Annotated in this window: 18 protein-coding genes; 8 read left to right on the forward strand and 10 right to left on the reverse strand. The window is 59.9% G+C overall.

The features are described 5' to 3' along the window. Nucleotide 1: 1 nt before the first annotated feature. The 6 genes from BK662_RS34335 to dksA all read right to left on the reverse strand — a co-directional run bounded on the left by BK662_RS34335 (nucleotide 2) and on the right by dksA (nucleotide 8440). A complete protein-coding gene (locus BK662_RS34335; protein WP_123361269.1) occupies nucleotides 2-1402 on the reverse strand; it encodes a polynucleotide adenylyltransferase PcnB in 1401 nt (466 codons plus the stop codon). A gap of 843 nt (nucleotides 1403-2245) precedes the next feature. Beyond that, nucleotides 2246-3682, reverse strand: a complete 1437-nt coding sequence (locus tag BK662_RS34330; RefSeq protein ID WP_123361268.1) for a sigma-54-dependent transcriptional regulator — start codon at nucleotides 3680-3682, stop codon at nucleotides 2246-2248. Between the two features lie 22 nt (nucleotides 3683-3704). Beyond that, nucleotides 3705-6659: a sensor histidine kinase gene (locus tag BK662_RS34325; RefSeq protein WP_185047227.1), complete on the reverse strand. Its 2955-nt coding sequence runs from the start codon at nucleotides 6657-6659 to the stop codon at nucleotides 3705-3707. Continuing rightward, the gene (locus BK662_RS34320) at nucleotides 6643-6819 is read right to left on the reverse strand and encodes a hypothetical protein (RefSeq protein WP_003176118.1); all 177 of its coding nucleotides are present in this window, start codon (nucleotides 6817-6819) and stop codon (nucleotides 6643-6645) included. The genes BK662_RS34325 and BK662_RS34320 overlap by 17 nt, the downstream gene beginning before the upstream one ends. 76 nt (nucleotides 6820-6895) lie before the next feature. Continuing rightward, nucleotides 6896-7792, reverse strand: a complete 897-nt coding sequence (gluQRS, locus tag BK662_RS34315; protein WP_123361266.1) for a tRNA glutamyl-Q(34) synthetase GluQRS — start codon at nucleotides 7790-7792, stop codon at nucleotides 6896-6898. Nucleotides 7793-7996: 204 nt separating this feature from the next. Further along, on the reverse strand, nucleotides 7997-8440 hold the full coding sequence (dksA, locus tag BK662_RS34310; protein ID WP_030130357.1) for an RNA polymerase-binding protein DksA: 444 nt from the start codon (nucleotides 8438-8440) through the stop codon (nucleotides 7997-7999). Between the two features lie 333 nt (nucleotides 8441-8773). On the opposite strand from dksA, the gene BK662_RS34305 reads away from it, so the two are divergent. Beyond that, nucleotides 8774-9946, forward strand: a complete 1173-nt coding sequence (locus BK662_RS34305; RefSeq protein ID WP_052967680.1) for a pyridoxal phosphate-dependent aminotransferase — start codon at nucleotides 8774-8776, stop codon at nucleotides 9944-9946. After that, the gene (gene sfsA / locus BK662_RS34300) at nucleotides 9946-10659 is read left to right on the forward strand and encodes a DNA/RNA nuclease SfsA (RefSeq protein ID WP_123361265.1); all 714 of its coding nucleotides are present in this window, start codon (nucleotides 9946-9948) and stop codon (nucleotides 10657-10659) included. Before BK662_RS34305 ends, sfsA begins: the two co-directional genes overlap by 1 nt. Here the strand turns inward: sfsA and BK662_RS34295 are convergent. After that, entirely contained in the window at nucleotides 10656-10973 is a 318-nt protein-coding gene (locus BK662_RS34295) for a Rieske (2Fe-2S) protein (protein WP_123361264.1), read from the reverse strand. The genes sfsA and BK662_RS34295 overlap by 4 nt on opposite strands. Before the next feature lie 278 nt (nucleotides 10974-11251). Between BK662_RS34295 and BK662_RS34290 the strand changes: the two genes are divergently transcribed. The 3 genes from BK662_RS34290 to BK662_RS34280 are packed head-to-tail and all read left to right on the forward strand — an operon-like array spanning nucleotide 11252 to nucleotide 13890. Beyond that, on the forward strand, nucleotides 11252-12235 hold the full coding sequence (locus tag BK662_RS34290) for a FecCD family ABC transporter permease (protein WP_185047228.1): 984 nt from the start codon (nucleotides 11252-11254) through the stop codon (nucleotides 12233-12235). Continuing rightward, the gene (locus BK662_RS34285) at nucleotides 12235-13002 is read left to right on the forward strand and encodes a heme ABC transporter ATP-binding protein (RefSeq protein WP_123361262.1); all 768 of its coding nucleotides are present in this window, start codon (nucleotides 12235-12237) and stop codon (nucleotides 13000-13002) included. The genes BK662_RS34290 and BK662_RS34285 overlap by 1 nt, the downstream gene beginning before the upstream one ends. Nucleotides 13003-13023: 21 nt before the next feature. Further along, the gene (locus BK662_RS34280; protein ID WP_123361261.1) at nucleotides 13024-13890 is read left to right on the forward strand and encodes a ChaN family lipoprotein; all 867 of its coding nucleotides are present in this window, start codon (nucleotides 13024-13026) and stop codon (nucleotides 13888-13890) included. 265 nt (nucleotides 13891-14155) lie between these two features. Here BK662_RS34280 and BK662_RS34275 read toward each other — a convergent pair whose 3' ends face one another. From BK662_RS34275 to BK662_RS34265, 3 genes are all read right to left on the reverse strand, one after another. Continuing rightward, nucleotides 14156-14428: a TfoX/Sxy family protein gene (locus tag BK662_RS34275; protein ID WP_007902045.1), complete on the reverse strand. Its 273-nt coding sequence runs from the start codon at nucleotides 14426-14428 to the stop codon at nucleotides 14156-14158. 240 nt (nucleotides 14429-14668) lie between these two features. Then, a complete protein-coding gene (locus tag BK662_RS34270) occupies nucleotides 14669-15013 on the reverse strand; it encodes a pentapeptide repeat-containing protein (protein WP_123361260.1) in 345 nt (114 codons plus the stop codon). A gap of 91 nt (nucleotides 15014-15104) precedes the next feature. Beyond that, complete coding sequence (locus BK662_RS34265) at nucleotides 15105-16661, reverse strand: bifunctional aminoglycoside phosphotransferase/ATP-binding protein (RefSeq protein ID WP_123361259.1); 1557 nt, start codon at nucleotides 16659-16661, stop codon at nucleotides 15105-15107. A gap of 118 nt (nucleotides 16662-16779) precedes the next feature. Here BK662_RS34265 and mrcB point away from each other — a divergent pair, with 118 nt between their 5' ends. From mrcB to BK662_RS34250, 3 genes are read left to right on the forward strand one after another with little or no spacing between them, the layout of a single operon-like run. Then, complete coding sequence (gene mrcB, locus BK662_RS34260) at nucleotides 16780-19104, forward strand: penicillin-binding protein 1B (protein ID WP_123361258.1); 2325 nt, start codon at nucleotides 16780-16782, stop codon at nucleotides 19102-19104. A gap of 16 nt (nucleotides 19105-19120) precedes the next feature. Further along, on the forward strand, nucleotides 19121-19855 hold the full coding sequence (locus BK662_RS34255; RefSeq protein ID WP_123361257.1) for a tetratricopeptide repeat protein: 735 nt from the start codon (nucleotides 19121-19123) through the stop codon (nucleotides 19853-19855). After that, a complete protein-coding gene (locus BK662_RS34250) occupies nucleotides 19855-20190 on the forward strand; it encodes a YqcC family protein (protein ID WP_123361256.1) in 336 nt (111 codons plus the stop codon). The genes BK662_RS34255 and BK662_RS34250 overlap by 1 nt, the downstream gene beginning before the upstream one ends. Nucleotides 20191-20273 lie beyond the last annotated feature (83 nt).

The following is a 20273-nucleotide window of genomic DNA, read 5'->3' on the forward strand; positions in this document are numbered from 1 at the left end:
CTTACTCGCCTGTAGCGCTCGGTGCGCCGGCAGCGCGCTTGCGCTTGGCGCCGCCGCTGCGGCGACGTTTGCGCGGAGCACCGGTACCTTCGTCCTTGCCGCTGAGGTCGCGGATCATGTCCCGGCGTTCGCTGTCGTTGGCGTCTTGATAGTCGGTCCACCATTCGCCCAGGCCATCGGTCTGCTCGCCGGCGCTTTCGCGCAGCAGCAGGAAGTCGTAACCGGCGCGGAACCGCGGGTTGTCCAGCAACAGGTCGGCGCGTTTGCCGCTGCGTCGTGGCAAACGCTCCTGCATGTCCCAGATCTCGCGAATCGGCATGGTGAAGCGTTTCGGAATGGCAATGCGCTGGCACTGTTCGGCGATCAATTCGTGAGCGGCTTCCTGCATCGCCGGAATCGGCGGCATGCCGCGCTCTTGCAGGCGCAACACGCGAGCCGGCAGGGCAGGCCAGAGCAGGGCGGCAAACAGGAATGCCGGGGTGACCGGCTTGTTCTGCTTGATTCGCAGGTCCGTGTTGATCAGCGCTTCACTGATCAGCGTGTGCGTGTAGGTCGGGTTGTACTCCAACGCTGCCGCACTGGCCGGGAACAGCGGATCGAACAACTGCAGGTCGACCAGCATTTCGAAGGTGTCCGCGGCATAGCCGGAGAGGAACAACTTGAGCACTTCTTCGAACAGACGAGCCGACGGGATCTCGCGCAGCAACGGCGCCAGTTCGCGGATCGGCGTGGCGCTGTGTTTTTCGATGCCGAAATTCAGCTTGGCGGCGAAACGCACGGCCCGCAGCATCCGCACCGGGTCTTCCTGGTAGCGTTGCTTCGGGTCGCCGATCAGGCGGATCAGATGATTGCGGATGTCGTGTACGCCGTTGGCGTAGTCGAGAATGCGCTCGCTGACCGGATCGTAATACAAGGCGTTGATGGTGAAGTCGCGACGTTGCGCGTCTTCTTCCAGGGTGCCGTAGACGTTGTCGCGCAGAATGCGCCCGCTTTCGTTACGAGACGATTGGTTGCTGTCTTCGTCTTCGTCGTTTTGCGGGTGGTTGGCGCGGAAGGTCGCGACTTCAATGATTTCGCGGCCAAAGTGGATATGCACCAGTTTGAAACGCCGACCGATGATCCGCGCATTGCGGAATTCGGCGCGTACCTGTTCAGGCGTGGCGCTGGTGGCGACGTCGAAATCTTTCGGCGTGATGCCGAGCAGCATGTCACGCACACAGCCGCCGACCAGGTAAGCCTGGTAACCGGCGTTCTGCAGGCGTTCGACGATATTCACCGCGTAACGGCTGAATTGTGCCTTTTGCAGCGAATGTTGGCCGCTGTTGAGCACTTCAGGCGTACTGCGAATGTGTTGCGTATGACGCTTGGGAGAACGGAATGACTGGAACAACTTCTTCAGCATGGGATGCACTGTTTGAAGGAATGTTCGGCCATAACGAAGAATGACCGCATGATGGGCGGGGATTCTAGCATTTAGTCGGGGGATGGTGTAGGAAGCTGCGCAAGCGTGTGAAGGGGATGTCTGGCATGGGGTTTTGTAGCAACTGCCGTGTGGCGAGGGGGCTTGCCCCCGTTCCAGTGCGCAGCACTGGCATGATTTCGGAAACGCTCAAGAGCTTGGGGCTGCTTCGCAACCCAACGGGGCGATGCGGCGTTCCGACAAGCCCCCTCGCCACAAGAAACCACAAGGGGAGCCGAAGCTCCCCAAGAAGTAGTTGCATGCTCTATTTTTATTATTGGTTTCGGGCTTCTTGTTTTTGTTGAGCGCCCTCGCCATGAAGTTTTCCTTCATGACCCTCCCAATCGGGAGCCAAGAGCAAACGGATTGCTTTGGTCGCTGTGTTGCTGTGATCGTTCGATCCAACCAGTTCAGGCACTGTCTCGGGACAGTTTTTATTGTTCTCGGCCTGGTCGTGGGGCAAGCCCCAAATGCAACGCCTCTCCAAAAGAATCAGTTAGCTACGCCTCTCGCCGTCTTGTTTTTATTGTGCGTGAGTCGATTCGTCTTATTTTTATTGTCTTGTACATTGCTTGTTATTGTTCTTGTACCAAACATATAGCAGGGTGCGTGCCAACTTTTGTGAGGCCCAGTAAAACAAGGGGTTAGGCGGACTGATGGTGTTTTTCGAGGCCCAAAAAAACCGGGGCTTCGTTACCGTAAGCCCCGGCTTCTGTTACGCGAAAAAGCTGAGGTAACAGTTTTTTCACAATGTCATGTGTTACCCGCACATCCGACAGGTGCGGTTCAGCTCTCGCTGGCCACCCCGGTCTTGCGCCGCGGAATGCCCAGGCGCTGACGGCGTTCCCACAGGCATTTGCGGCTGACCCCGAGTTTGCGGGCCAGTTCGGTTTCGGTCATGTGGTCTTGATGCTCGAGAACGAAATGCTGGAAGTAGTCTTCCAGGGACAAATCTTCGGTCGGTTCGTGGCTGGTGTTACCGGCGCCGTTGCCCTGCTGGGGCGCCAGGCCAATGAAGTCGTCGTCATCCAGATCGCTCAGTTCGATGTCGATGCCCAGCAGCTCGGCGGAAATCTCCGGGCTTTCGCACAGGATCACCGCGCGTTCGACCGCGTTTTCCAGTTCGCGAACGTTACCCGGCCAGGAGTAATGCCGAATCGCCTGTTCCGCGTCCAGGGCGAATTTCAGATCGGTGCGGTTGACCCGTGCGCTCTGCCGCGCGAGGAATGCAGTGGCAATTTCATTGACGTCCGCGCCGCGCTCACGAAGGGCCGGCAGCTTCAAGGCGATCACGTGAAGGCGGTAATACAAGTCTTCACGGAACTGGCCGATCTTCGCCAGGCTCTTGAGGTCCCGGTGGGTCGCGGCAATCAGGCGTACATCAACCTTCTGCGACTGTACCGAACCGACCCGGCGGATTTCCCCTTCCTGCAACACACGCAGCAGGCGGGCCTGGGCTTCCAGTGGCAGTTCACCGATTTCATCGAGGAACAAGGTGCCGCCGTCCGCCGCTTCCACCAACCCGGCACGCCCGGCGCTGGCGCCGGTGAACGCGCCTTTTTCGTGGCCGAACAGTTCGGACTCGATCAGGCTTTCCGGAATGGCCGCGCAGTTCACCGAGATCATCGGTGCCTTGGCGCGTTTGGACAGGTTGTGCAGGGCGCGTGCTACCAGTTCTTTACCGGTACCGGATTCACCCTGGATCAGGACATTGGAATCGGTCGGCGCGACTTTGCGGATCTTGCTGTACAGGTCTTGCATCGGCGGGCATGAGCCGATAATGCCGATCTCGCCGTTACTGTTGTCGACACCGTTTTTCGCGGCGCCATTGGTCGTTTTGCCGACGACCGGTTCACCGCTGACTTGCGCCGATTGCCGGTCACGCAGGATTCGCGCGACGGCCTGGAGCATTTCGTCGTGATCGAAAGGCTTGGCGATGTAATCCACCGCGCCCATCTTCATGGAGTCGACAGCCGAACGCAGGCTGGCGTAACTGGTCATGATCAGCACTGGAGTGCCCTGGCCAAGTTTGATCAACTCGGTACCGGGGGCGCCCGGCAGACGCAGGTCGCTGACGATCAGGTCAAATGTGGGGATGCTGAAACGCTCTTGTGCTTCCTGCACGGATCCGGCTTCGCTGACCTGGTACTGGTTACGTTCCAGCAGACGGCGCAAGGCGGAGCGGATAATTGTTTCGTCTTCGACGATCAAAATGTGCGGCATTGATTCGATACTCTCGACGGTCTCAGTTCACAGCGGACGTCGCTTCGACATGACGCGGCAAAGTTACCCGGATACGGGTGCCGCGTTGGCTTTGAACATCAGCCGGGCTGTCGATGGTGATTTGTCCATAATGCTCTTCAACGATGGAATAGACCAGTGCAAGGCCCAGACCGGTGCCTTCGCCAGGGTCTTTGGTGGTGAAGAAAGGTTCGAACAATCGGTCCATGATGCTCGAGGGAATACCGCTGCCTTCGTCTTCGACGATCAGATCGACCGTGTGTTCGCCGGCTTCGCTCTTGACTCGCACCGCACTGCCTGGAGGCGAGGCATCGCGTGCGTTTGAGAGCAGATTGATCAATACCTGGGCCAGACGCTGCGGGTCGCCTTCGACCCAGTGATCGGGGTCGCACAGGTTGTAGAACTGTACTTCGAAATTGCGCCGGTTCAGGGCCAGCAGGCCGATGGCGTCCTGGGCCACTTCCGCCAGACAGACGGGCTCGTCGCTGTGCTGATGACTGCCGGCGTGGGCGAAGCTCATCAGCGACTGAACAATGCGTGATACGCGTTTGGTCTGCTCGAGAATTTGCCCACTGATCTCCGTGAGTTCGGCATCCTCCTCACGCTCTTCGCGCAAGTTTTGCGCGAGACAGGCAATGCCGGTGATCGGGTTGCCGATTTCATGAGCCACGCCGGCTGCCAGTCGACCGATGCTGGCCAGGCGCTCGGAGTGCACCAGTTTGTCTTCGAGCATCTGGGTTTCGGTCAAGTCTTCCACCAGCAGCACCAGGCCGCTGTTACCTGGCGCCAACGGTTCATCGATCGCCGCTTTGTGCAGGTTCAGCCAGCGGGTCTGGCCGTCGAGGGCCAGGTGTTGTTTGTGCAAATGCTCGTCCGGCAAATTGATGAAGCCCTGCAGCAGCTCTTTCCACGGATCGGCAATGGTACTCAGGCGCGAACCAACCACACGCTGCGCGGCGATTCCGGTCAGTTCCTCCATGGCTTTGTTCCACATGAGGATTTCCTGATCCTTGGCCAGCGAGCACACGCCCATCGGCAATTCCTGCAAGGTCTGGCGGTGGTAGCGGCGCAGGGCATCGAGTTCGGCGGCAAGACCGGTGAGGCGCGAGTGGTAGTCCTCAAGGCGGCTTTCGATGAAGTGGATGTCTTCGGTGACGTAGTTTTCGCCGCCAGCCTTGTAGGGCAGGAAGGTTTCGACCATGTCCTGCGCCACGCTCGGCCCCATCAGGCCGGAGAGGTTGGCTTCGATACGGTCACGCAGGCGGCGCAAGGCGTATGGCCGGCGTTCATCGAACGGCAGATAGAGGTCACGCAGCGCCTGTTCGACTTCTTTCTGCGCGGCCTTGGCGCCCAATGGTTTTGCAAGCTGTGTGGCAAATTCCTGGGGCGAGGCGGCATGCAGTTCGCGGCGTTGCGGGCGACGAACGTTGTCCACCGCGCAGGCTTCGGCGGCGCTGGCCTCTTCGGGGCTGGCGTTGGTGAACAACGAGATCAGGGTGAACATCAGCACGTTGGCGGCCAGCGAGGCGATTGCTGCCATGTGCCAACTGGTGTCGTCCAGCACGTAAATCATGTTCAACAGCGGAATGTAGAAGCCTTGCAGATTGCCGACCAGCGGCAGCAGCATGGTCACCAGCCACACCAGAATCCCCGCCAACAGGCCTGCGATGAAGCCGCGACGGTTGGCGGTCGGCCAGTACAACACCGACAACACGCCCGGCAGGAACTGCAACGTGGCGACGAAGGCGACGATGCCGAGGTTGGCCAGATCCTGCTCGGCACCCAGCATCAGGTAGAAACCGTAGCCGGCCATGATGATCGCGACGATCAGCGCCCGGCGGGTCCATTTCAGCCAACGGTAAATATTGCCTTCGGCCGGCGGCTGATAGAGCGGCAGCACCAGATGGTTCAGCGCCATGCCGGACAGCGCCAGCGTGGTGACGATGATCAGGCCGCTGGCCGCCGACAATCCGCCGACATACGCCAGTAGCGCCAGGGCTTTGCTGTTGGCGGCGATGCCGATGCCCAGGGTGAAGTATTCCGGATTGGTCGTGGCGCCGAGTTTCAGCCCGGCCCAGAGAATCAGCGGTACGGCGAGGCTCATCAACAGCAGAAACAGCGGCAAACCCCAGCTCGCACTGACCAGCGAGCGCGGGTTGAGGTTTTCGGTAAAGGTCATGTGGTACATGTGCGGCATCACGATCGCCGAGGCGAAGAACACCAGCAGCAGCGTGCGCCACGGGCCTTCCTGCAAAGGCGTATGCAGGGCGGCGAGGGCGGTCTGGTTTTGCAGCAGCCACAGCTCCAGCTGCTGCGGGCCGTCGAACACGCCATAAAGCGCATACAGACCGACGCCGCCAATCGCGATCAGTTTGATCACCGACTCGAAGGCAATCGCAAACACCAGGCCTTCATGTTTCTCGCGGGTAGCGATGTGGCGCGAGCCGAAGAAAATCGTGAACAGCGTAATCAGTGCGCAGAAGCTCAAGGCCACGCGATGCTGCACCGGCTCGCGGGTGAGGATGCTGATGGAATCGGCCACTGCCTGAATCTGCAACGCCAGCAACGGCAGCACGCCGATCAACATGAAAATTGTCGTCAGTGCGCCGGCCCAGGTGCTGCGGAACCGAAACGCGAACAAGTCGGCCAGGGACGAGAGCTGATAAGTGCGGGTGATTTTCAGGATCGGGTACAACAGCACCGGTGCCAGCAGAAAGGCCCCGGAAACCCCGAGGTAGCTGGACAGAAAACCGTAGCCGTACTGATAGGCCAGGCCCACCGTGCCGTAAAAAGCCCAGGCACTGGCGTAAACGCCCAGCGACAGGGTGTACGTCAGCGGGTGGCGAATGATCGCCCGAGGGATCATGCCCCGTTCGCTGATCCAGGCCACGCCGAACAGCACCGCCAGGTACGCGGCGCTGATCAGGATCATCTGGGTCAGGCTAAAGCTCATCGGCATCTTTTTGGCTCTGCAGAATGAAGGTCACGACAATCAGAATCAGCCAGAGCAAATAAGGGCGATACCAGGCGCCCGTGGCGTCGATCCACCAATCCATGATGGCCGGGGAGAACAGATAAATCCCCACTACCAGGAGCAGGACCAAGCGATAGATGTACATCCCGGCCTCTCTTTTTATGCGCGTGCCCGAAAACGTGCGGCGATGGTAACGGATGGGCGCGCCACTGCAAGTGGCATCACTGCAGTTGCGCTTCAGGCAACGTCAGTGTGCGCGGGATCAGCGATGCATCCCAGTGGGCAATTCCCCAGTTCAGCACTTCCCGTGGCGTGGCGTCATTCAGTTCGATCGCAGGTTGGTGCCCCAGCGCCCGCAGTGCGCGCAGCAACAGCGGCGTGGCCTGATCTTCGGTCAGCGGCGGCGAGCGATAGGATTTGCCGAGTTTGTGGCCGTCCGGCTGGGTAATCAGCGGGATGTGCAGGTAGCGTGGTTGCGGCAGGCCCAGCAGTTCTTGCAGATAGAGCTGGCGCGGCGTGGAATCCAGCAAATCGGCGCCTCGTACGATATCGGTGATGCCTTGCCAAGCGTCGTCCAGCACCACCGCCAATTGATAGGCGTAGAGCCCGTCGCGGCGACGAATCACGAAATCGCCGACTTCCCGGCCCAGGTGTTGACGGAACTCGCCCTGCACCCGGTCGATGAAGTGGTATTCCAGCTCCGGTACACGCAGGCGGATCGCGGCGTTCTCGGTGCCGTGCCCCGCATTGCGGCAGAACCCGGGATAGATGCCGTGATACGGCTCCAGTTGCTTGCGCGAGCAGGTGCAGGCGTAGGCCAGGCCTTGATTGAACAGGCGATTGATGACTTCGTCATAGGCCGCGTGCCGCTCGCTCTGTCGGACCATGTCGCCATCCCACTCGAAGCCGTAGCTTTCCAGGGCCTTGAGAATCGCCGCCTGAGCGCCGGGTTCTTCCCGTGGCGGATCAAGGTCTTCCATGCGCACCAGCCAGCGACCGCCGACCGAACGGGCGTCGAGATAGGAGGCCAAGGCTGCGACCAGCGAACCGAAATGCAGATGCCCGCTGGGTGTGGGAGCGAAACGCCCGATGTAGAGAGGGGAAGTCGTGGCAGTCATGGACGAATGTTACTTTCTCTGGTCGTGCGCAAGTCCCTGTGGGAGCGAGCCTGCTCGCGAAGGGGTCATCAGCTCCAACATTAGCGTTGCCTGACACACCGCATTCGCGAGCAGGCTAGCTCCCACAGGTTTTCTGCCGAGGCGAAATTCAGAAACAAAAAACGGAGCGTTCGCACGCTCCGTTCTTCGTTCAAGTCGCAAAGATTACTTGCCGACTTGCTTTTCCTTGATTTCCGCCAGGGTCTTGCAGTCAACGCACATGTCGGCGGTAGGGCGGGCTTCCAGTCGCTTGACGCCGATTTCGACGCCGCAGGACTCGCACCAGCCGTATTCTTCGTCTTCGATCAATTGCAGGGTTTTGTCGATTTTCTTGATCAGCTTGCGCTCGCGGTCGCGGGCGCGCAATTCGAGGCTGAATTCTTCTTCCTGGCTGGCACGATCTGCCGGGTCAGGGAAGTTGGCCGCTTCGTCTTTCATGTGATCAACAGTACGGTCGACTTCCTGCATCAAGTCCTGTTTCCACTTGTTCAGGATCTTGGTGAAGTGAGCGCGCATGGGCTTGCCCATGTACTCTTCGCCCTTCACTTCTTTGTAGGGTTCGAAGCCGCTGATCGACTGGTTCTGCTGTTGCTTTGCTTGGGTGGGCATGAAATGGACCGCCTCTACTCTTGTAATCCATTGCGCAGGATTGCTCCATCACCGACACCTGCCGGCCCTGCGGCTGCAAGCGGGCGAACTTACCAGATCAAATCGGACCGCGCTACTCCCGGATGTCGAGCCCGCGGCCCGTGGCGCTTGCAAAAGATTGCAAAGCCTTGCCTGGTGGCTCTGGAGACCTGATCAATTATTGATTTTAGTCAAACCTGGAGCATACGCTTGAACCGTTTGAGACCAGCGTTATATGGGCTCTGACCGCTTTAGGTTCTCGCTCGTTCCTGCGCTTGGGTAGAATCGATTCTTTTCCCGTTGTAAGGAAGGCTAATGGCTCTGTCCTACAGTGCGCGCAGTCGCGCTATCGAACCATTTCACGTTATGGCCCTGCTGGCGCGGGCCAACGAGCTGCAAGCAGCCGGCCACGACGTGATTCACCTGGAAATCGGCGAGCCGGACTTCACCACCGCCGAGCCGATCATCCAGGCCGGCCAAGCCGCGCTGACGGCGGGGAAGACCCGTTACACCGCTGCCCGCGGCATTCCCGAGCTGCGCGAGGCCATTTCGGGGTTTTATCAGCAGCGTTACGGGCTGAACATCGATCCGCAACGCATTCTCATCACGCCCGGCGGTTCAGGCGCGTTGCTGTTGGCCAGTGCATTGTTGGTGGACCCAGGCAAGCATTGGCTGCTGGCAGACCCGGGTTACCCGTGCAACCGGCACTTCCTGCGGTTGGTGGAAGGCGCGGCGCAACTGGTGCCGGTCGGCCCGGACGTGCGTTATCAGCTGACTCCGGACCTGGTCGCACGTCACTGGGATCACGACAGCGTCGGCGCCCTGGTGGCATCGCCGGCCAACCCGACCGGGACCATCCTGACCCGCGACGAGTTGGCCGGGCTCTCTGCAGCGATCAAGGCCCGCCACGGCCATTTGGTGGTCGACGAGATCTACCATGGCCTGACTTACGGCACGGATGCGGCCAGTGTGCTGGAAGTCGATGACAGCGCCTTCGTCCTCAATAGTTTTTCCAAGTATTTCGGCATGACTGGCTGGCGCCTCGGTTGGCTGGTAGCGCCAGAAGCGGCGGTCGGTGAGCTGGAGAAGCTCGCCCAAAACCTCTACATCAGCGCGCCGAGCATGGCCCAGCACGCCGCCTTGGCTTGCTTCGAACCCGCCACCATCCAAATTTTCGAGGAGCGCCGCGCCGAGTTCGGCCGACGTCGTGATTTCCTGCTGCCGGCCTTGAGGGAGTTGGGGTTCGGTATCGCTGTAGAACCGGAAGGTGCGTTCTACTTGTACGCTGATATCAGCAAATTCGGCGGCGATGCCTTCGCGTTCTGCCGGCATTTCCTCGAAACCGAGCACGTTGCGATTACGCCTGGCCTGGACTTCGGGCGCTATCAGGCCGGGCATCATGTGCGGTTTGCCTACACCCAAAGTCTTCCACGCTTGCAGGAAGCGGTTGAGCGTATCGCTCGTGGTTTGCGGAGCTGGCAAGGCTGATGCGTTTTCATCCTCCCCTCGAAGAAGGTCGCTTGATTCGTCGCTACAAACGTTTTCTTGCCGATATTGAAACCGTTAGCGGCGAGTTGCTGACCATTCACTGCCCTAACACCGGTTCGATGCTTAATTGCCAAGTCGAAGGCGGGCAGGTCTGGTTCAGCCGTTCCAATGACCCCAAGCGTAAGCTGCCCGGCACCTGGGAAGTCGGGGAAACCCCACAGGGGCGGCTGTTTTGCGTAAACACCGGGCGCGCCAACGGTTTGATCGAGGAGGCGTTGCGGGCCAATGTCATCACCGAGCTGAACGGCTTTACCGAGCTGAAGCGCGAAGTGGCCTACGGTCAGGAAAGCAGCCGTATCGATTTCCGTCTCGATTACCCGAGCGGGCCAGCGTATGTGGAAGTCAAAAGCGTCACCCTGGGCTTCGATGGCTCGTTGGTGGCGGCGTTTCCCGATGCGGTGACCCAGCGCGGAGCCAAGCATTTGCGCGAGTTGGCGCATTTGGCCCGGGACGGGATTCGTGCCGTGCAGTTGTATTGCGTGAACCTGACCGGCATCGACTCCGTGCGTCCTGCTGAAGAAATCGATTCGGCCTACGCGGCGGCGTTACGCGAAGCGGTGGCGTGTGGGGTCGAAGTGCTGGCGTATGGCGTGCATTTGACCCACGAAGAGATGGTGGTCGATCGGCGGCTGGATGTTTTGTTAAACGGTTAGAGCGTGACCCAGATGCCTTGCTCGTCTTCGCGGCAGGGGATGGTGGTCAGGGATTGCCCGGCGCAAGGACCGGCAACGCATTCGCCGTCTTCGATCAGAAACAGTGCGCCATGGGTGGCGCACTGGATCAGACTGTTGCTGGGGTCGAGAAACTGGTCGGGTTTCCATTCCAGTCCGACACCCCGGTGCGGGCAGCGATTTTCATACACATACACCCGACCGCCCCGGCGCACGGCCAGGAGCTTCTGGCCGTCGACGTCGAAACCGCGACTGCTGGCATCGGCCAATTCGGCCCCCGCGCAAAGAAACTTCATGTCTATCCTCAAGTCCCACGGCTCGTGACCCGATATGTCCGAGCTTGACGTTCAAATGCAAGCAATCATCAAATGGCCGCTCGCCCACAGGGCGACTGCCGGATGCCGAGGATACTTGGCCTGTCATCTCGATGCCCGGGAAACCTTTAAAGGAAGCTGTTTATGCGCCTGAGTACCCGCGTTGCTGCGTTCTGTGCGTTCTATCCCCCCGGTACGACAGGCCAATGATCTTTCTGGTTAAACCCCGTGCGTTGTTCATTGGCCTGAGCCTGTTGTGTTTGCTGGCGATCTGGTTGTCGCTGGCGTTGGGGCCGGTGAGTCTGCCGTTGTTCGACACGTTGCGCGCGGCGTTGCGAGTGATTGGTTTACCAATCGCGCCCGACGGGCTGGAGCAGGCCGAGCTGATCCTGGGGCAGATTCGCTTGCCGCGAACCTTGCTGGGCTTGGCCGTGGGCGGCGTGCTGGCGCTGTCCGGCGTGGCGATGCAGGGCTTGTTTCGCAACCCTCTGGCCGATCCGGGGTTGGTGGGGGTGTCCAGTGGCGCGGCATTGGGCGCAGCCATCGCAATTGTCGGCGGTTCGGTGTTCGGCGGTCTGCCTGAATCCTTCGGCCCTTATCTGTTGTCGGTGTGCGCGTTTATTGGTGGGCTGGGTGTGACGGCGCTGGTTTATCGGCTCGGGCGGCGCAATGGTCAGACCAACGTCGCCACCATGCTGCTGGCCGGTATTGCATTGACTGCCCTGGCCGGTTCAGCGGTCGGGCTATTCACCTATCTGGCGGATGACGCGACCCTGCGTACCCTGATGTTCTGGAACCTGGGCAGCCTGAACGGCGCCAGTTATTCGCGACTTTGGCCGTTGCTGCTGGTGAGCGCCGGTGTGGCGCTGTGGTTGCCGCGTCGGGCCAAGGCCTTGAATGCAATGCTGCTGGGGGAGTCGGAGGCTGGTCATTTGGGTATCGACGTCGAAAGCCTCAAGCGCGAATTGGTGTTTTGCACGGCGCTGGGGGTCGGCGCGGCAGTCGCGGCGGCGGGGATGATCGGGTTTGTCGGACTGGTGGTGCCGCATCTGGTGCGGTTGCTGGCCGGCCCCGATCATCGGGTGCTGTTGCCGGCGTCGGTATTGGCAGGGGCCAGTCTCTTACTGTTTGCCGATCTGGTGGCGCGACTGGCCCTGGCGCCGGCCGAGTTGCCGATCGGGATCGTCACGGCCTTCATCGGCGCACCGTTCTTTCTGTATCTACTGCTCAGAGGGCGCGCCTGATGTTGCGAGCGCAGAACCTGCAAATCCGGCGCGGTCGAAAGATTGTTCTCACAGACATCACCCTTGAACTCAAACCGGGCGAAGTCCTCGGCGTGCTGGGCCCCAACGGTGCCGGCAAAAGCACTTTGCTCGGCGCCCTATGCGGCGAATTGCATGCCGACCACGGCAGTGTCTGGCTCGATGAGCGCGAGCTGAGGCATTGGGCCGGGGCGCAGCGAGCCCAACGATTGGCGGTGTTGCCGCAGGTGTCGACCCTGGACTTTGCCTTTCGCGTCGAAGAAGTGGTCGGCATGGGCCGTCTGCCTTATCAAAGCGGCCGGGTCCGGGATGACGAGATCGTCGCCGCCGCGCTGCATGCGGCCGATGCGCGGCACCTGAGTGGTCGCAGCTATCTGGCGCTGTCTGGCGGTGAGCGTCAGCGGGTGCATCTGGCACGGGTCCTGGCGCAGCTCTGGCCGGGGGCGGCGGGGCAAACGCTATTGCTCGATGAACCGACATCGATGCTCGACCCGCTGCATCAACACACCACGCTGCAAGCGGTGCGCGAGTTCGCCGATCGTGGTGCGGCGGTGCTGGTGATCCTGCATGATCTGAACCTGGCGGCACGCTATTGTGATCGTCTGTTACTGCTCGAAGGTGGGCGTCCCGTGGCGCTGGATACGCCGGAGCAGGTATTGCGTCCGGAACCGCTCAAGGCCGTGTTCGGGCTGGAAGTACTGGTGCAACCGCACCCGGAGCGTGGGCATCCGTTGATCATCGCCCGCTGAGCATTCCATCGAGGTGAGAACATGCGTGTGATGGTGATCCTGGCTGTGCTGTTACTGAGTGCTTGTCAGCATGTGCCGGTGGTACCGCCACCCGTCAGCGGTGAGATCCGGGACCTGCGCAGCGGTCAAACCCTGACCGCGCAGGAACTGCTTGCACGGTTAGCCAAGCCTTCGCGGTTGATCGTCGGCGAGCAGCATGACAATCGTGATCACCATCAACTGCAATTGTGGTTATTACAGGCACTGGGTGAGCGGCGCCCCCAAGGCAGTTTGCTGCTGGAAATGCTCACGCCGGATCAGCAAGCGCGCGTCGATCACGTCAGGCACTCTTCACCGCTACCCGCTGACTTGCCCAATGCATTGGCCTGGCAATCGGGTTGGGACTGGAATCTGTACGGGCCGATTGTTGGTTTTGCCCTGACTCAGCCGTACCCGTTGCTGGCGGCCAATCTGGATTCGCTTGAAGTCCGTGCTGTCTATGTCAAACCGCCGACATTGAGCGGTTCGCGCTCCAACGCCCCGATGGTCAAGGAGGCGTTGCTGGCACAAATCAGCGATTCCCACTGCGGCTTGCTGCCCACATCGCAAATGCCCGCGATGCTGGCCGTCCAGCAGCAGCGTGATCGGCGGATGGCCGGGCGATTCCTGGCCGCACCGACGCCTTCACTGCTGTTTGCCGGCGCGTACCACGCACGCAAGGATGTCGGGGTGCCGATCCATGTGCTGGATCTGGGTGGACCTGAAGCGCCAACGGTATTGATGCTGGCAGAGGAAGGTGCTGAGGTCACGCCGGTCATGGCCGATTACGTCTGGTATACGCCCGCCACGCCACCGCAGGATTACTGCGCGCAAATGCGTAAACAGTTCGGCAAGCAGTCAGGGCAGTAAAACCTGGCAAGTTTCCACAGGCAAAAAAAGACCCGGCAAGAGCCGGGTCAAATAACCGTGATTAGCCTGATGAGGAGATAATCTGAGAGTCCGAACCAAGGGCTTTTCAGAATATCGACCAGTCTCGCGACCAGTTGTGATAATCATAGCGATTCTCATTACCAAGTCAACCGCTGATTTTTAATTTCTGTGGATCTCACCAGTTCCCTTGGTGAAGGCCCTGCAATCATTAGTCTTCAGGCTGTGTGTAAGCGTAATTACCTATTCAAATCTTGTGGCGTGACGAGATAGCGTCCAGCTGTTTGTTCAAGGCTTCCTTGCGTTCGGCGGGAATGTCGTTCCAGTGAACATCCATCAATGCGCCTTCGATCGCATACAACAACACCTTGGAAGCCCGAAAACCGCGCGTGCGCACAGCCCGATAAGCATCCACAGCTCCCAGCCGACGCAAGTCCGAGGCACTGTGGATGCCCACGGCATGCAGCCATTGCGCCGACGTCTTGCCAAGATTTTTCAGGTGTTGCAGTTCATCATTCATCAAGCCTCCTTGCGACAGCCGAACGGTGCGTGGGCGAGCCTCTCAGCAGTGTAGCCATCAGTAAGAAAAGCGTGATTGTTTGGTCGGTTTCGACGCAAAAGCTTCTAAGAAGCGGGCTCAAGAAGCGGCGTGAAAAGGCTGCGAGTGCCGTCGGAAGACGGGCGGAGGATTGAGTTTCAGGGTAAAAAAGTACAGAGTCCGGCGCAAAGCAGGGGCGCCGGACTTGATAGAACGTCGCTTTCAGTGGGTGCGATAACGCAGTCGCGTCCCGAAATTCATCGACATCAGAATCTCATCGGCACTCAGCTCAGGCGGAAAGTAGGCGCCTGAGATCTGCGCGTGAGCCAGGCTCGCACCTTCCAGGGACGAGTTGCGAAAGTCGATACCGCGCAAGTCGGCAGAGCGGAAATAGGCATCTGTGAAGTCAATACCGTCGGCGTTCAGCTCACGAAGATCGAGACCACGGAAGTCGCCACCGACCATGTCGATAGGTCCATCTTTCGGGCGTTCATTGTTAAAGCCTGTGATGTCGTCTTTGTGCAGCAAGGCATAAAGCGGGGTGTCGAGAAGTTTCGGCTGGCTCATGTCGCATCACCTGATGGTTTTATGACGCCAGTATAGTGCCACTATTTGACGGCCGTGAAGCCGGTAAAGGCTTCACGGTTGAAATAGTTTCTTACAGGCCTGGCAGACGTTGGCGAATCTGCGCAACGACGGTATCGAGCGTGCCGCTTTCATTGGTCTGGACGCGTTTACTGCAGAGGATTTCTGCTGGCGTCAGGGCCTCGCGGCTGGCTTGCTGGGCGGCGATAACGGTCAGGTTGGCGTCGGACGGATCGTTATTGTCTGCTTGACGTTGCTTCAACCAGCTCTCGATCACCGCTTGCGGTGCGTCGCAGTCGAGGATCAGGAACGGCGCGCCCGTGGCTTCGGCGATTTTTGCCGCGCCATCGCGTTGGTCGCGCTTGAGGTACGTGGCATCGACCACCACCGGAAAACCGGCCCGCAGAATCACACCGGCAACTTCATGCAGACGGCTGTAGGTGGCAGCGCTGGCGTCAGCACTATAGATGCCGGCCTGCGGGTCATTCGGTACGGTTTGCTCGCCGAACATACGCTTGCGTTCGACATCGGAACGCAAGCGAATGGCGCCCAGCGCTTCCACCAGGCGCATGGCCACGTGACTCTTGCCGACAGCGGAAACACCATGAGTAATCGCCAGGAAGCGCAAAGGAATGGTGCTATAGCTTTCCGCTAGGTTGGCGTAGTTGCGGTACTGACGCAGGGTGGTGGCGCGCTGCACCGGATCGGCCTCGGCGGGCATGCTGAACAGGCTGACCTTGGCGCGAACCAGTGCGCGGTAGGCTTTGTAGAAGTTCAGCAGCTCAAGGCCCTGATAGTCGCCGGTCAGTTCCAGGTATTGGCTGATGAAACGGCGCGCCAGGCACTTCAGGCCACGGTCTTCCAGGTCCATGGCCAGGAAGCCGGTATCGGCGTAAACGTCGGTGAAGCGGAACGGTTCGTTGAACTCGATGCAGTCGAAGATCACCACGTTGCCGTCGATGACGGTGGCGTTGCCCAAGTGAATGTCACCGTGGCATTCACGAATGAAACCGTCGGCCTTGCGCTGGGCGAACAGCGGCTTGAGGCGTTCGAAGCTGCTTTCGGCCCAGGCTTGCAGCGCCTCGAGTTGCAGCAGATCGGCCTTGTCGCTGAGGAACGGGCGGATCTGTTCGAAGTTCTGCCGTACCGGCGCCATGACGCTGTCCGGTGTGCCAGCTTCATGTTCGGCAGGTACTTTCGGCGCGCTGAGGTGGAATTGAGCGATCTGCGCGGCCATCTCGTCGATGTGCGTGGTGGTCAATTCACCGTTGGCTTGCAAGGTGCTGAGCAATTGGCTTTGTGGGAATTGACGCATTTTCAGGGCGTAATCGACAACCGGACCATCGCCACCCAGTTGTGGCGCCTCGGCGCTACCAGTGATCGGCAACACTTCAAGATACAAATCATGGGTCAGGCGCTGGTTCAGGCGCAGCTCTTCAGCGCAGAAATGCTCGCGAGCCTGGAGGCTGGTGAAGTCGAGGAAGCCGAAATTCACTGGCTTCTTCACTTTATAAGCATAGGGGCCGGTGAGCAGCACCCAGGAAATATGGGTTTCGATGACCTGAAACCCTTCTACGGGATGCGGGTAGAGGGCCGGGTTTTGCAGGGCAGCGATCAGGGACTGGCTCACAGGCGATCCTTCAGAGTCTGGGGAAAATTCAAGGCCGTCATTATGGCCGCAAGTCCGCCCGACGCAAACCTCAGCGGGCTTCTGTTGAGGATGAATAAAGTGCGTATAATCCGCCGCCATGACTCGTACTCGATCCCCCCGCACCCCCAAAAAACCACCTTCCAAGGGCCTGCGCCCCTGGCTGGGCTGGGCCCTTAAACTCAGCCTGGTCGGCCTTGTGGTGCTTGCCGGGTTCGCGGTTTACCTCGACGCTGTGGTCCAGGAGAAGTTCTCCGGCAAGCGCTGGACCATCCCGGCCAAGGTGTACGCGCGCCCGCTTGAACTGTTCACTGGCCAAAAGCTGAGCAAGGAAGACTTCCTCACCGAGCTCGATGCCTTGGGTTACCGACGCGAAGCCGTCAGCAACGGCCCCGGCGCGGCGGCGGTCAATGGCAATACCGTCGACTTGAATACCCGAGGCTTCCAGTTCTATGAAGGCATGGAGCAGGCCCAGCCCGTGCGTGTGCGCTTCTCCGGCGATTACGTGGCCGAGCTCTCGGCGACCAACGGTTCGAAGCTTTCTGTGGTGCGACTGGAACCGCTGCTGATCGGCGGGATTTACCCGAAAAACCTTGAAGACCGCATCCTGATCAAGATCGATCAGGTTCCGCCGTATCTGCTCGAAACCCTAGTTGCCGTAGAAGACCGGGACTTCTACAGCCACTGGGGTGTATCGCCGAAGTCGATTGCCCGAGCCATCTACGTCAACACCTCGGGCGGCAAGATGACCCAGGGCGGCAGTACGCTGACGCAACAGTTGGTCAAGAACTTCTACCTCACCAGCGAACGCAGCCTGACCCGTAAGCTCACCGAAGCCATGATGGCGTTGTTGCTTGAGCTGCATTACGACAAGCGCGAAATTCTTGAGGCTTACCTCAATGAAGTGTTCGTCGGCCAGGATGGTCAGCGCGCGGTGCATGGTTTCGGTCTGGCCAGCCAATTCTTCTTCGGGCAGCCATTGTCCGAACTGAAACTGCATCAAGTCGCTTTGTTGGTGGGCATGGTCAAGGGGCCGTCCTATTACAACCCGCGTCGCAACCCTGAGCGGGCGCTGGAGCGGCGCAATCTGGTGCTCGATGTTCTGGGTGAGCAAGGCGTTGCCACCGCCGAGCAGGTTGAGGCGGCGAAGAAAATGCCACTGGGTGTGACCACTCGCGGCAAGTTGGCCGACAGCTCGTTCCCGGGCTTCCTCGACCTGGTTAAACGTCAGTTGCGCGAAGACTATCGCGACGAAGACTTGACCGAAGAAGGTCTGCGGATCTTCACCAGTTTCGACCCGATCCTGCAGATGAAAGCCGAAGCGTCGGTCAACGACACCTTCAAGCGTCTGTCCGGGCGCAAAGGGGCCGATGAGGTTGAGGCTGCGATGGTCGTGACCAATCCGGAAACCGGAGAAGTCCAGGCCATGATCGGCAGTCGTCAGGCGAGTTTTGCCGGCTTCAACCGGGCGCTGGATGCGGTACGACCGATCGGGTCGTTGATCAAACCGGCGGTTTATCTGACAGCGCTTGAGAAGCCGAGCCAGTACACGCTGACCAGTTGGCTGTCAGACGAATCCTTCTCGGTCAAAGGCGCGGACGGTCAGGTCTGGAAACCGCAGAACTATGATCGTCGTTCCCACGGTACGGTGTTCCTTTATCAAGGGTTGGCACATTCCTACAACCTGTCGACCGCGCGTCTCGGGTTGGCGGTGGGTGTACCGAATGTCCTGAAGACCCTGGCGCGTCTGGGGGTGAGTCGCGAGTTCGCGGCGTTCCCGTCGATGTTGCTGGGTGCCGGTGGCTTGACCCCGATCGAAGTGGCGACCATGTACCAGACACTGGCCAACGGCGGATTCAATACGCCGATGCGCGGGATTCGCAGCGTGCTGACCGCCGAGGGCGAACCGCTCAAGCGTTATCCGTTCCAGATTCAGCAGCAATTCGATCCAGCGTCCATTTACCTGATCCAGAGCGCCATGCAACGAGTCATGCGTGAAGGCACCGGTAGTTCGGTTTATAACGTGTTGCCGAAAACCCTGACCCTGGCCGGCAAGACCGGTACCAGTAACGATTCGCGGGACAGCTGGTTCGCCGGTTTCAGTCAGGATCTGCTGGCAGTGGTCTGGCTGGGGCGCGATGATAACGGCAAGACGCCGTTCACCGGTGCCACCGGTGCGTTGCAGGTCTGGACCAGTTTCATGCGCAAGGCCGATCCGCTGCCGCTGGACATGCCGCAGCCGGACAACATTGTTCAGGCCTGGGTCGATTCGCGCACCGGGCAAGGTTCTGAAGGCAGCTGCCCAGGCGCGGTGCAGATGCCGTATATTCGCGGCAGCGAACCGCCTCCCGGTGCTGCTTGCGGTGGCGAAAGTCCAGCTTCCGGCGAATCGGTGATGGATTGGGTCAAGGGCTGGATGAATTAAGCAAAGAGGGTTTCAAGTGAACAAGTGGTTGATTCCAGCGGTTACCGCCGTGGCTTTGCTCAGCGGTTGCTCCACCGTACAGCGCGGTTCGATTCCGGTTGTGGATTCCGGCAGCGCCGTTTCGAACAGTGAACGGATACAGACAAATGGCGGTTACCGTCAGACGACGGTAAAACGTCCTGTGCAAGGCCAGACTCAGGCAATCCCGCAAGGCGACACTGGCGTTGTGGTGATGGTGCCGGGTGGTGGCGCGGTTTCCTCGGCCCCGATCAGCACTTCGCCGATTACCCCTGGCCCGATCACTCCGGGGCCGATCGATACCTCGCCGGTCCAGTCGGCACCGATCAACCAGGGCAGCTACAGCATGCCATCGACGCCGAGCGGGATTCCTTCGGCGAGCTCCGGCGGGCTGTCTGCCGATGAGCAGTTGGACGGTCCAGTCCTGGCGTTGTTGACCACTGCCCAGCAGCAACAGGCCAGCGGCGACCTTAATGGCGCATCCTCCAGTCTCGAGCGCGCCCAGCGTGTCGCGCCGCGTGAGCCGCAAGTGCTTTATCGCCTGGCCCAGGTGCGCATGGCTCAAGGTGATGCGGCACAGGCCGAGCAATTCGCTCGTCGTGGTTTGACGTTCGCCAGTGGTCGTCCGGCCCTTCAGGCCAGCCTGTGGGAATTGATTGCCCAGGCTCGTGAGAAGCAGGGTGACTCCGCCGGTGCAGCGTTGGCGCGTCAGAAGGCCAAGGTTTCGCTGTGATGGATGCACGCTTCCCGAAGATTGCCGAGCAGTTGCTGTTGATCGAACGCGAACTGCGTGTCCAGGGCTGGTGGGACGAAGTCGCGCCGTCCGCTGAGGCGCTATCCAGCGTCGAGCCGTTTTCGGTGGATACGCTGGATTTCGAGCAATGGCTGCAATGGATTTTCCTGCCGCGGATGAAGACTATCCTTGAACAGGATCTGCCGCTGCCCAACGCATCGGGGATCCAGGAGATGGCCGAAATGGTCTTCGCCGCCCGTAACGTCCAGGGCAAGGATCGGCAGCTTCAGGTCTTGCTCAAAGAGTTCGACCTGTTGATCACCGCCTCTCGCTAACTCCGCTCCGTTGTAGGAGCCGTAGGAGTTGTCGAGTGAAACGAGGCTGCGATCTTTTGATTTTGTTTTTAAAAGCAACGTCA

This window comes from Pseudomonas frederiksbergensis (genome assembly GCF_003732275.1).
GTDB lineage: Bacteria > Pseudomonadota > Gammaproteobacteria > Pseudomonadales > Pseudomonadaceae > Aquipseudomonas > Aquipseudomonas frederiksbergensis_H.

Excerpts from the sequence above, each read along its gene's own strand:
- BK662_RS34335 (WP_123361269.1), bottom strand. The coding sequence starts at position 1,402 with ATGCTGAAGAAGTTGTTCCAGTCATTCCGTTCTCCCAAGCGTCATACG.
- BK662_RS34330 (WP_123361268.1), bottom strand. The coding sequence starts at position 3,682 with ATGCCGCACATTTTGATCGTCGAAGACGAAACAATTATCCGCTCCGCC.
- BK662_RS34325 (WP_185047227.1), bottom strand. The coding sequence starts at position 6,659 with ATGCCGATGAGCTTTAGCCTGACCCAGATGATCCTGATCAGCGCCGCG.
- BK662_RS34320 (WP_003176118.1), bottom strand. The coding sequence starts at position 6,819 with ATGTACATCTATCGCTTGGTCCTGCTCCTGGTAGTGGGGATTTATCTG.
- gluQRS (WP_123361266.1), bottom strand. The coding sequence starts at position 7,792 with ATGACTGCCACGACTTCCCCTCTCTACATCGGGCGTTTCGCTCCCACA.
- dksA (WP_030130357.1), bottom strand. The coding sequence starts at position 8,440 with ATGCCCACCCAAGCAAAGCAACAGCAGAACCAGTCGATCAGCGGCTTC.
- BK662_RS34305 (WP_052967680.1), top strand. The coding sequence starts at position 8,774 with ATGGCTCTGTCCTACAGTGCGCGCAGTCGCGCTATCGAACCATTTCAC.
- sfsA (WP_123361265.1), top strand. The coding sequence starts at position 9,946 with ATGCGTTTTCATCCTCCCCTCGAAGAAGGTCGCTTGATTCGTCGCTAC.
- BK662_RS34295 (WP_123361264.1), bottom strand. The coding sequence starts at position 10,973 with ATGAAGTTTCTTTGCGCGGGGGCCGAATTGGCCGATGCCAGCAGTCGC.
- BK662_RS34285 (WP_123361262.1), top strand. The coding sequence starts at position 12,235 with ATGTTGCGAGCGCAGAACCTGCAAATCCGGCGCGGTCGAAAGATTGTT.
- BK662_RS34280 (WP_123361261.1), top strand. The coding sequence starts at position 13,024 with ATGCGTGTGATGGTGATCCTGGCTGTGCTGTTACTGAGTGCTTGTCAG.
- BK662_RS34275 (WP_007902045.1), bottom strand. The coding sequence starts at position 14,428 with ATGAATGATGAACTGCAACACCTGAAAAATCTTGGCAAGACGTCGGCG.
- BK662_RS34270 (WP_123361260.1), bottom strand. The coding sequence starts at position 15,013 with ATGAGCCAGCCGAAACTTCTCGACACCCCGCTTTATGCCTTGCTGCAC.
- mrcB (WP_123361258.1), top strand. The coding sequence starts at position 16,780 with ATGACTCGTACTCGATCCCCCCGCACCCCCAAAAAACCACCTTCCAAG.
- BK662_RS34250 (WP_123361256.1), top strand. The coding sequence starts at position 19,855 with ATGGATGCACGCTTCCCGAAGATTGCCGAGCAGTTGCTGTTGATCGAA.